At 70.4% G+C, this 10529-nt stretch carries 11 protein-coding genes; 3 read left to right on the top strand and 8 right to left on the bottom strand.

Features of this window, described 5'->3' with window-relative positions; all coding sequences use genetic code 11:
• The 7 genes from VFW79_RS09370 to VFW79_RS09340 all read right to left on the bottom strand — a co-directional run.
• Positions 1-725, bottom strand: a 725-nt coding sequence (locus VFW79_RS09370; RefSeq protein WP_329677043.1) for a glycoside hydrolase family 3 protein, incomplete at its 3' end; no start/stop codon positions are given.
• A 36-nt stretch (positions 726-761) separates the two neighbouring features.
• Positions 762-1130, bottom strand: coding sequence for a tautomerase family protein (locus tag VFW79_RS09365; protein WP_329677042.1), 369 nt, complete (start codon positions 1128-1130; stop codon positions 762-764).
• Positions 1130-2191 carry a Gfo/Idh/MocA family protein gene (locus tag VFW79_RS09360; RefSeq protein WP_329677044.1) on the bottom strand — a complete coding sequence of 354 codons (1062 nt, stop codon included), beginning with the start codon at positions 2189-2191 and terminating at the stop codon, positions 1130-1132. The genes VFW79_RS09365 and VFW79_RS09360 overlap by 1 nt, the downstream gene beginning before the upstream one ends.
• 85 nt (positions 2192-2276) lie before the next feature.
• Entirely contained in the window at positions 2277-3020 is a 744-nt protein-coding gene (locus tag VFW79_RS09355; protein ID WP_329677041.1) for a glucose 1-dehydrogenase, read from the bottom strand.
• A 25-nt stretch (positions 3021-3045) separates the two neighbouring features.
• Positions 3046-3834, bottom strand: coding sequence for a carbohydrate ABC transporter permease (locus VFW79_RS09350; RefSeq protein ID WP_329677040.1), 789 nt, complete (start codon positions 3832-3834; stop codon positions 3046-3048).
• Positions 3835-3838: 4 nt separating this feature from the next.
• Complete coding sequence (locus VFW79_RS09345) at positions 3839-4804, bottom strand: sugar ABC transporter permease (protein WP_329677039.1); 966 nt, start codon at positions 4802-4804, stop codon at positions 3839-3841.
• A 70-nt stretch (positions 4805-4874) separates the two neighbouring features.
• On the bottom strand, positions 4875-6254 hold the full coding sequence (locus tag VFW79_RS09340; RefSeq protein ID WP_329677038.1) for an ABC transporter substrate-binding protein: 1380 nt from the start codon (positions 6252-6254) through the stop codon (positions 4875-4877).
• Between the two features lie 252 nt (positions 6255-6506).
• Between VFW79_RS09340 and VFW79_RS09335 the strand changes: the two genes are divergently transcribed.
• Both VFW79_RS09335 and VFW79_RS09330 read left to right on the top strand, forming a co-directional pair.
• The gene (locus tag VFW79_RS09335) at positions 6507-7523 is read left to right on the top strand and encodes a LacI family DNA-binding transcriptional regulator (RefSeq protein WP_329677037.1); all 1017 of its coding nucleotides are present in this window, start codon (positions 6507-6509) and stop codon (positions 7521-7523) included.
• 183 nt (positions 7524-7706) lie between these two features.
• A complete protein-coding gene (locus VFW79_RS09330) occupies positions 7707-8282 on the top strand; it encodes a hypothetical protein (protein ID WP_329677036.1) in 576 nt (191 codons plus the stop codon).
• Positions 8283-8290: 8 nt separating this feature from the next.
• Here VFW79_RS09330 and VFW79_RS09325 read toward each other — a convergent pair whose 3' ends face one another.
• Complete coding sequence (locus tag VFW79_RS09325) at positions 8291-9448, bottom strand: DUF6011 domain-containing protein (protein ID WP_329677035.1); 1158 nt, start codon at positions 9446-9448, stop codon at positions 8291-8293.
• Positions 9449-9755: 307 nt separating this feature from the next.
• Between VFW79_RS09325 and VFW79_RS09320 the strand changes: the two genes are divergently transcribed.
• Positions 9756-10529: glycosyltransferase (locus tag VFW79_RS09320; protein ID WP_329677034.1), on the top strand; the 774-nt coding region annotated here is incomplete at its 3' end.

The following is a 10529-nucleotide window of genomic DNA, read 5'->3' as shown; positions in this document are numbered from 1 at the left end:
GCGCCGCCGTCCAGGACGGCCATCTCGAACGGCACCAGCAGGACGTCGGCGACCTCGCGTGGACCGGCGTGGACCGGCGCGAGGTTCCGACCGGCGCGGGATGCCGAGTACCCGACGAAGTGCTTGAGCGTGGCCACGACCCCCTCGTCCTGGAGCCCGCGCACATAGCTGGTCGCCACCGTCCCCACGAGGTACGGATCCTCCGAGATGCACTCCTCGACGCGACCCCAGCGGGCGTCCCGCACGACATCGAGCACCGGTGCGAGGCCCTGGTGGACGCCGAGGGAACGCATCGTGGCACCGATCGCGCGGCCCATCTCCCGGACCAGCTCCGGATCGAACGATGCGCCCCAGGACAACGGCGCGGGGAACGTCGTCGCCTGCCAGGCCGCCAGACCCGTCAGGCACTCCTCGTGCACGACGGCGGGTATACCGGTGCGGGTGTGCTCGACCAGCCAGCGCTGCCGCTCGCGGAGCGATCGCGCCGCGCTCACCGGGTCGACCGGCGCCGTGCCGTAGAACCGGGTGATCTGACCGATGCCGTCCCGTGCGAAGTCCTCGAACGCCGGCTCCTCGTCGACCATCGCATCCTGCATCGGCGCGACGCCGGCACCCGACCCGGCGTCGACCCACACTCCGACCAGCTGCGCGAGCTTCTCCTCGAGCGTCATGCCCGCCAGCAGCGTCGCCACACGCTGCGCGGTGCCCTGCACCTGTGTGCCCATCGGTACCAGGTTCCCCTCGATCTGTTCGCTCGGATGTCAGCGCGTGCCGCGTGCGCCGGGGTACCAGTCCTCGAGGCCGTTCTCCGTGACGGCGATGAAGACGTCGTCCGGCCTGACTCCCTCGGCCTCGAGACGCCGTGCGACGGCCTCGTACATGCGCGCCTTGGTCGCCGCGTCATACATGCGCACCATGAGGATCCGCACGTAGACCACGTCGCGGCGGTCTCCCCCGAGGTAGTGGGCGTCGGCGACGAGGTGGTCGGCCGGCAGCGGGTGGATGACCTGGAACCGGTCCTCCGCATCCATGCCGAGGCCCTCGACGAGACCCGCGTTGACGGCGTCGGCATAGGCGAAGCGTGTGGCGGCCGGGACGGTGTCCGCGACCTCGATCGTGACGAGCGGCATCAGACCCAGACCTCCTTGGCGACGCGCACATCGGCGCCGGTGCGTGCGGACTCTTCGATGGCCAGGCCCAGCGCGTGGTCCTGGCAGCCTTGCGCGAGCGGATATGGCGCCGGCCCGTCGTCCCGAGCCCAGCGACCCACGGCCGCCAGATGGGCCGCGACCGCGATGTCGTCCTCGGACAGGCGGCTGCCCACCCACGGGTTGCGGTAGACGACGCGGCCGTCGAACGACGCGTTGACCACCTCGTTGCCCTCGAGGTTCATGTCCACGCCCGTGCGCCGGTACATGATCGGCGAGGTCACGGGCCCGTCCGCGGTGAGTCGCGTGACCGCGTCGTCGACGACCTCGCCGAGCGAGCCGCGGATCACGATCCGCCGCGCGCGCAGAGGGTTCCACCACTGGTTCTCGACGAAGTCGTACAGACCCATGCGACCGTCTCCGAAGTCCAGGGTGGCGATCGTCGTCGTGCGCGGACCGGGCTGCGGGTCGACGGCCCAGCCGTCGAACGTCAGGGGGTCGACCAACGGCGCCACGAACGACCGCGCGCTCACCACCGTCTCGTCCATGTCGACGTCGAGAAACGCACGGACCAGGGCCACCGCGTGGTACAGGTGCGTCGAGGCGATCTCGACCGAGCTCGGGGTGCCGACCACACCATCACGCACGACCGCGAGCCGCGACGCGTGCCCCGGCATGAGCGTGTACTGCTCGCCGACCTGCACGAGCCCCGAGGCGCCGACGTCGTTCCACAGTGCGCGCAGGCCGTCGAGGTCGGGCGCCGGGGGCGTCTCGGCCAGGACCTTGGCACCTGCGGCGACCAGCTCGCGCACGACGCCCGGCATCGCCGGCCATGACACGGCGGCCACGACGAAGTCGGGACCGAGCGCCAGCACCTCGCCCACCGTGCGAACGGCACGCACCCCCCACCGGGCCGTGATGCGCGCGGCCTCGGCGTCCGTCTGGGTGACGACGCCGACCACCTGGAGCCGGTCCGGTGCGGCCTGGGCCATGCGGAGATGGAACTCGGAGCGCCAACCGCTCCCGATGACAGCGAATCTCACAGGGTCAGACACAGACGTTCATCCTCTCGACCGTTCTCCTGCACCGCCGGTACCCGGCGATGTCACTGCGCTGACCGGCGACCGGTCAGACCTGGCTCATGCCGCCGTCGACGACCAGCTCGGCACCCGCGACGAAGCTCGACTCGTCCGACGCGAGGAACAGCACCGCCGCCGCCACCTCCTCCGGTCGTCCGACGCGGCCCACCGGGATCGCTGCGACGACCTGCCGCTCGATCTCGTCCGAGCCACCCGTGAAGTCCGCGAACCCGGAGGTGGCGGTGGGCCCGGGGCTCACCGCGTTGGCGCGGATCCGTCGTCCCCGCAGCTCGGACGTGAGCGTGCGGGCCAGCGAGCGCACCGCAGCCTTGGTCGCGTTGTAGACGGCATGCCCGGGCCCCCCGTTGTGCCCGGCGATGGACGACGTCAGCACGATCGACCCGCCGTCACGCATCTGTGGAACGATCCGTTGCACGGTGAAGAAGGTGCCGCGGAAGTTCAGGTCCGCAACCAGGTCGAAGGCGTCGGGCTCCACGTCGACGACCGCCGTGGCCGCGACGTCCCGGCCCGCGTTCGCCACCAGGACGTCGACCGCGCGCCCGGACGCCCGGAGCACCGCGGCGAGCCGGTCCAGGTCCGCGAGGTTGCTCGCGTCGCCTGGGACACCCGTGACGTGCGGCCCGAGCGCCGCGACGGTCGCATCGATCTCGGCCTGGTGCGGCGAGGTCACGACGACGTCGGCGCCCTCGGCCACGAACCGCGCCGCGATGGCGCGGCCGATGCCGGCGGTGCCGGCCGTGACCACCGCGAGCTTCCCCTCCAGCTGTCCCATCAGTCCTCCCGGCTCGCGTGGTCGGTCACTTGAGCGCCCCGGCCGCGAGGCCGCGCTCGAAGTACTTCTGCAGCGACAGGTACGCGATGATCTCCGGAACGGCGGTGATGACTGCCGCGGCGAGCACGCCTGTCTGGTCGTTCGTGTACTGGCTGGTGAAGAACGACGGCAGCAGCGTCACCACCTGCTTGCTCGGGTCGTTCAGCATGAGCATCGGGAGCAGGAACGCGTTCCAGGAGTTGATCAGCGTCAGCACCACGATCGCCGCGGCGATGGGCCGGGTGAGCGGCAGGACGATGTTCCAGAAGACCTGGGCGATGTTCGCCCCGTCGACCCGGCCGGCCTCCATGAGCTCGGTCGGGATGCCGTCGAAGAAGTTCCGCGCGAGGAGCACCGTGAACGGCACCTGCAGCGCCGCCAGCGGCAGGATCACCGCGATGAGCTCGTTGTACATGTCGAAGGTCGACGCGGTGACGAAGAGCGGCGTCAGCAGCACCGCCTCAGGCATCGTGAGAGCGGCGATGAGGATCCAGAACCAGATCTCCTTGCCGGCGATCCGCAGCTTGGAGAAGCCGAAGGCCGCGAGCATCGTGCAGACGTAGACGATCGCGATCGTCGAGCCGGCGATGAGGATGCTGTTGCGGAAGTAGGTGCCCACCACTCCGGTGTCGAACACCTTCTGGTAGTTGCCGACGCCGCGACCCGCGAGCGAGCCCTGGACCATGGCGATCAGCGGCGCAAGGAACGGCAGCGCGATGACGGTGACCAGCAGCTGCAGGCCGATGCGCGACGTGCGACTTCGTGACTCGAACACCCCGTTACCTCCGTTCGGCTCTGCGGTTGCGCATGCTCATGAGCACGCCTCCGCCGATGGCCAGGACGAGCAGGGCGACCGAGATCGCGGCCGCGTACCCGAAGTGCTTCTGCTGCACCATCGTTTGATAGATGTAGGTGCCGAGGAACTCGGTCCCGTGGTTGGGCCCGCCCTTGGTCACGAGGTACGGGATGTCGAACGTCTTCAGGGCGCCGATCAGACCGAGCATGGCGAGCGCGGACGTGGTGCCCCGGCACATCGGCCAGACGATCGACCACAGCGCGCGGATGCTCCCCGCGCCGTCGATCCGCGCGGCCTCGAGGATCTCGGGGTCGATCTGGCTCATCGCGGCGTAGAAGAGGATGAACGTCAGCCCGGTCCACTGCCAGACGGTGATCGCCATGACGATCGCCATCGCGGTCGACGGCTCGGCGAGCCACGGTCGGGTCAGCGCATCCAGGCCGACGTGGCTCAGCAGCCAGTTGAACTGCCCGTCCACGTCGAAGATCTGCCGGAACACCGGTGCCATCGTCGCGGGCGCCAGCACGGTCGGCACGAACACGATGACCTTGTAGATCGCCCCGAGCTGGACCCGCGAGTGCATGATCGCCGCAAAGACGAACCCGATCGCCGTCTGCACGGAGAACGTGATCACGTAGAAGTACGCGGTGTGCCCGATCGCGTTCCAGAACACCGAGTCGCCGACCATCTTGGTGAAGTTGGCGGCGCCGACGTGCGTCGGGCTGGACAGGATGAACCCGTTCCAGTCGAGTGTCGCGACGTATCCCGTGTACCCGATCGAGAAGTAGATCAGCCCGACGATCAGCACGACCGCGGGGAGGATCCACGGCAGTCCGGCAACCTGGAGACGACCGCGCCGGGGCGTGGGGCGGTGCCCGGCCCCGCCGGGGCGGCCGATCGCGAGGATCGGCCGTCCCGCCGGGTGCCGCGTCGTCGTGGCTCCGCTCACCGCTCGACCCTCGCGTGCGGGGGCCGAGCGGAGGGCGTCGCTGTCTGCGCGACCCTCCGGCTGTGCTTCGTCACTTCTGGGCCTTCTGGACAGCGGCGAGACCGTCAAGGGCCTGCGCCGCGGTCTTGTCCCCCGACGCCACGCCGACGAGGGCGTCACGGAACGCCGTGTTGAGGTCGGCGCTCACGGTGGCGAACCGCGGTTCGGTCGCTGCGCCGGCCGACTCGGTGTAGCTCTGCAGCGCAGCCTTCTGCTTGTCCGGGTTGACCAGGTCGATCTGGTCCCACTGAGGCGTGACGCCCTTGAGAGCCGGGATGTCGTTCAGCGTGTTCGCCACCGCCTGCTGGCCCGTCGTGCTCGTCGTCAGCCACAGCGCGAAGGTCGTGGCCGCTGCCTGCTGCTTCGACTTGGCGCTGACGGCGAGACCATAGTCGGCGTCACCGAACATCGACCCGGTGTGGCCGGTGCCCGCAAGGTCCGGGAACGGGATCGGCGTGAGGGTGATCGGCGTCGGGCTGCCGACCCCGGCCGCCTCCATCGCGGCCACCATGCTGTCCTTGACGGCGTACTGGGTGTACCAGGTGCCCATCATGACCATCGCGTACTTGCCGGCCATGAAGGCGTTGTTGGCGTCCGGGTACTGCTGCAGACCGACGGCGCCCTCCTGCATGATGCCGTCGTCGAACAGCGACTTCCACAGGCCCATGGCCGTCACGAACTTCGGGTCGGTCCAGGGGACCTCACCCTTCGACGCCTTGATGTAGAGCCCCGGCTCGACGTTGTCGGCGATGGCCTCGAACGTGTCCATGTCGAACGCCCACTGGCCGGCGCCCTGGACGAAGCACCCCTGCCCGTCCGCCGTGAGCGTCGCGCACACGTCCTTCCACTCGGCCAGGGTCGTGGGCGGCTTCAGCTTGTACTTGTCGAAGATGTCCTGGTTGATCCACAGGCCGCCCGAGTACACCGCGCCGGCGGACAGGCCAACCAGCTTCTTGTCGACGGACAGCCCGTCGACGCCGGCGGGAGCGAGCTTGGTCTTCCAGTCGGCACCGAGAGCGCCCTCGACCGCCGGCGTCAGGTCGACGGCGCCGGCCTGGAAGGTCTGAACCCCACCGTTCGCGGAGCCGGGAGCCACGTTGAACACGTCGGGCCCCTGGCTCGAGGTGATCGCCGGGCTCAGCACCGAGTCGTAGGAGTCGATCGGCTTCGAGACGAACTCGACCTTGATGCTCGGGTACTCCTTGTTGAACGCGGCAATGAGCTTGTCCGCGTTGGCCTTGTCGGGTGTCCAGCCCCACCAGGTGATGTTGCCCGACGTGGCCGAACCCGCCGTCCCGCTGGCAGCGCTCGACCCGCCGGAGCAGGCAGTCAGGGCCACCAGCGCCAGGCCTGCCACAGCAGCGACCGCGCCCAGGCGGCGACCGCGCAGCGTCGTCATCGACGTCCGCATGTGTGCTTCTCCTCATCTGCTCGATCGTCTGTGAACGAGCTGTCTGCACCTGTTGGGCATCCCGGTGCTCCGGGGACCCGGCGACCGGTCGGCGACGCCGTCCAGTCGTGCACTGCCTCAGTGCTCCTGGCTGTGCGGCCGTGCTCGGCACGATCCGCGTTGCCTGATCACGAAAGTTTCGGAGCAACTTTCTTTCACGTGTACGATAGGCACGTCATCGAGGGCACGTCAACATCTCGCCGGAGGCAGACCATGTCGGGTCGGACCGTCACCATCGCGGACATCGCCATCGCCGGAGGCGTCTCGGTGCCCACCGTGTCGAAGGTCCTGAACGGGCGACGGGGCGTCTCCGCGGCGACGCGACGGCACATCGAGCAGCTCCTCGTCGAGCACGGCTACGAGCGCCGCGGGCGACCCGGCCAGGGCACCGGGCTGATCGACCTCGTCATCAGCGACCTCGACACGCAGTGGGCGACCGCGCTGCTCCGCGGGGCACAGGCTGAGGCGGCCCGCCTCGGTGCGGACCTCGTGATCACGACCACCCACGGCAACCCCGTCGGTACGCCGGACTGGCTCGACCACCTCGCCGAGCGCGGGTCGGACGGCATCGTGCTGATCGTGTCCGAGCTGCTCCCCGCAGGGCGCGACGAGCTGACCAGCCTGCGCATGCCTGTCGTCCTGGTCGACCCCGTCGGCAGCAGTGACGAGTCGCTGCCGACGGTGGCCGCGACCAACTGGGCAGGTGGGCGCGACGCCACGGAGCACCTGATCGGCCTCGGCCACCAACGGATCGGGTTCATCGCGGGTCCGATCGACCAGGTCTGCCACCGCGATCGCCTCGACGGCTACCGCGCGGCCCTGCAGCGCGCCGGCCTCGTGTACGACCCCGTCCTGGTGCGGCAGGGCGACTCGCTCGTCGGTGGTGGTCACGTCCGTGGCATGGAGCTGCTGGATCTCCCCGAGCCGCCGACAGCCATCATCAGCGGGTCCGACGAACAGGCCTACGGCGTCTACCAGGCGGCGCGCGACCGTGGGCTCCGCATCCCCGACGACCTGTCCGTCGTCGGCTTCGATGACGTCGAGCTCTGCCAGTGGGTCTCGCCCCAGCTCACCACGGTGCGTCAGCCGCTCGCCGAGATGGCGCGGGAGGCAACCCGCATGGTCGTCGAGCTGTCGCGCGACGCAGCGCGGGTCAGCCCTCGCGTCGAGCTGGCCACCGCACTGATCGAGCGTGAGTCCACCGCCGCCCCTCGGGTCGCTCGGCCATGAGCGCGTGAACCGGGCCGATCGCCTGCACGCCCTCGTCGAGGAGATGCGTGCCGTCGCCCCGCGCCCCGCGCGCGTCCCGGCTCGTCACCCCCTCGTGGCGACGCCCGCGACAACCCCTTGTGGCGCTCTCCCGCGGGACGCGTCGTGCCACGATGCGGTGGACAGCAGCGGAGGTGGGGCCGCGTGGCCGAGGCGACCGATCGCACGAGGCGCGAGGTCCGCCTGCGCTGGGTGGCGCTGCTCGTCTTCGGCGTCGGGTTCGGCTACGTCGAGGCCGCCGTCGTCCACTACCTGCGCCGGATCATCGGCTTCGAGTCCGGGTACGAGGTCGGCTCGGCGACGGTGCACCTGGACCTCGGGTTCATCGCGTTCGTCTCGCCGCAGCGCGCGGTTCTGGTCGATCCCGGGCTGGTCGGCGTCGAGACATCCCGGGAGGCGGCCACGCTGGTCATGCTGGCGGCGGTCGCCGCCGTGGCGGGCGGCCCGCTGCGCCGGCGGGTGGCGGCGTTCTTCATCGCCTTCGCCGTCTGGGACCTGACGTACTACTTGTTCTTGCGGGTGCTCGACGGGTGGCCGACGAGCCTCGCGACGCTCGACGTCTACTTCCTCATCCCCGTGACGTGGATGGGGCCGGTGGCGACACCCGTCATCGCATCGTCCGTTGTCCTGGTCGTCGCGTCGTGGGCGTTCCTCTCCGACCGTCGAGCGCGTCGCACCGACCGTCCCTCGCGCCATCGGCGAGGTTCGGGCCCTCTGTGAGGCGCCGTCTACCAGCGGCGCTCGACGGAGGAGGCGGGAGCAGCCAGGTCAGGGGCACGCGACACCACGTCACCCCAAGCGGCCACCGACAGCGGGTATGCCCAGATGGCGCCGCCGCGCCACCGTAGGGGCAGAACGAGCCGCTCGAGCTCGGCCTGATCTTCCGGACCCAACCGCTCCCAGCACCCCGGGCCGAACCCCCGGCTCGCGCTCTCGGCGTCGGTGAGGGGCCGCCCGCACTCGACACAGCGCACGGTGCCGGCATCGGGAGCTGTGCGTGCCCACTCCTCGGCGCTTCGAGCGCCGAGGGTCTCGGGTCCCTGCTCGATGCTCACCGTCAGGGTGAGGTCCTTGTCGAGGTTCGCGGCGAGCAGGAGGAGCGCGACCGCCTCACCGGTCCCCCGTGTCGTCGTTGCCGCGTTGACGCACCGGGTCACTCGGCCCTCGACGATCTCCGCGCCGTACAAGCGAGTCTCCGCGTCGAGCAGAGGAGTCGTCGTCGCGTCCCAGAACCACCACTGGCCCCGCTCGAGCGAGGCGACGGTGCGCCGGGAGCAGACGAGCCGGGAGGTGGTCAGGGTCGCGATGGCCTGACCGAGGTCGACCACGGCCACGTCGATCTCGCACGCCCCGCCGAAGCGGTCGGTCGCCTCGATGTGCATCGATCGGAACCGGGCCGGGCGAACAGCGGCGGCGACGGCACCGATGAGGTGACCCCAGTCCCCGGGCCATCGACTGACACCCGGGGAGAGCGGCTCGGTGTCGACCGCGAACGGCATCCCCTTGTCGGTCCAGGGGTTTGGCGGCGGCAACGTGCCGCGAGCCACGAGCCCGATCCGGCCGTCGTCGAGCACGACCGCGAACCGACGCGACCACGCCTTGATCACCTCACGAACGGCCTCGAGCGGCACCGACTGGTCGACGACCTCGTCGGCAGCACACCAGCCTCTCGCCAGCTCGTCGACGCTCAGAGGCGCGGCCGAGTCGAGCAGCAAGGCTGGCAGGACCTCCTCGACGCGGCCGTCGAGATAGCGCCCAGGGTCCAGCGGACGAACGCAGACGGCCGCCGACTCTATGGGGGCAGAGTCGGGCGCAGCGGGCTCTGCGTCGACGTCGGACACGCCGCCCGCATCGACAAGCTCCGGAACATTCTCGAGTGCTGTCACGAGTCACACCCTCTCCACGACGACAGCGCTGTCCCGACCGCGCGCTGCCGAGTGTCCGAACGCTGCTCCACTCCTATCGGCGGGACTCGCGGGCGGCTTGACCCCGACCGTGCTCCTTCCGCTCCGGGTCCGTTCGCCGGACGCGCGTCGAGGAGCTCTCGCCACGCTTCCCCGCGGCAAGTCCACCGCCGCTGCGGCACTGCGCCCGGGGGTGGGTCATCCCTTTGTGGCGGCCATGGGCGTATTCGGCGCTGAGTTCACCCACCCCAGGCGTCGTGGCCGCTCACCGGTCGCCTCACCGTTGCCGATGGACCTGGAGCCGGCCGCCCTGGACGGGCGCTCCGACGAGCGGTGGTTCCCGCGGTTGATCGGTGTCCTGATCCTCGGCCTGGCCGGCGCGGGCGCGGTGCTGATGCTGTTCGCCACACTGGCGACCGGCCCGGCAGCCGGGGTCGCACCGACACGGGGATTCCTCTTCGGGTTCTGGAACGTCCTGTACGCGACCGAGGCGCCGACGCCGCGCGTGGCGGTCGCCGCCGTCGGCCTCGCCGTCCTGTTCGCCGCGGGCGTGGCCCTCCTCGAACGACGCATCACCAACCAGTCGCGCCGCTCCGTGAACATCGTGACCAACCCGTTGGCGCCGAAGATCGTCATGGCGCGGACCCAGGGCGTGTTCGCCGGCCCGGTCACGGTCACCGTCGTGATCCCGGCGCACAACGAGGAGGTCTCGCTCCCCGCGACGATCGCCTCCCTGGTGAGCCAGTCGCAGCCACCCGGGCGGATCCTCGTCGTCGCGGACAACTGCACCGACTCGACCGTCGCCGTCGCCCGCCTGGCCGGCGTGGAGGTCGTCGAGTCCGTCGGCAACACCCGCAAGAAGGCGGGCGCGCTGAACCAGGTGCTGCGTCGCCTGCTGCCGGAGCAGGGCGACAACGACGTCGTCATGGTCATGGACGCGGACACCCGGCTCGACGACGGCTTCCTCGAGACCGCGGTCGCGCGCCTCACCTCGGACCGGGCCCTGATGGCGATCGGCGGGCTGTTCTACGGCGAGGAGGGCGCCGGACTCCTCGGCCAGTTC

This window comes from Cellulomonas sp., from assembly GCF_036279715.1.
Taxonomy (GTDB): Bacteria; Actinomycetota; Actinomycetes; order Actinomycetales; family Cellulomonadaceae; genus Cellulomonas_A.
This window is presented reverse-complemented; position numbering and strand designations above follow the sequence as displayed.

Coding starts and splice junctions, on each gene's coding strand:
- VFW79_RS09365 (WP_329677042.1), bottom strand. CDS start 1,130: ATGCCGCTCGTCACGATCGAGGTCGCGGACACCGTCCCGGCCGCCACA.
- VFW79_RS09355 (WP_329677041.1), bottom strand. CDS start 3,020: ATGGGACAGCTGGAGGGGAAGCTCGCGGTGGTCACGGCCGGCACCGCC.
- VFW79_RS09340 (WP_329677038.1), bottom strand. CDS start 6,254: ATGCGGACGTCGATGACGACGCTGCGCGGTCGCCGCCTGGGCGCGGTC.
- VFW79_RS09335 (WP_329677037.1), top strand. CDS start 6,507: ATGTCGGGTCGGACCGTCACCATCGCGGACATCGCCATCGCCGGAGGC.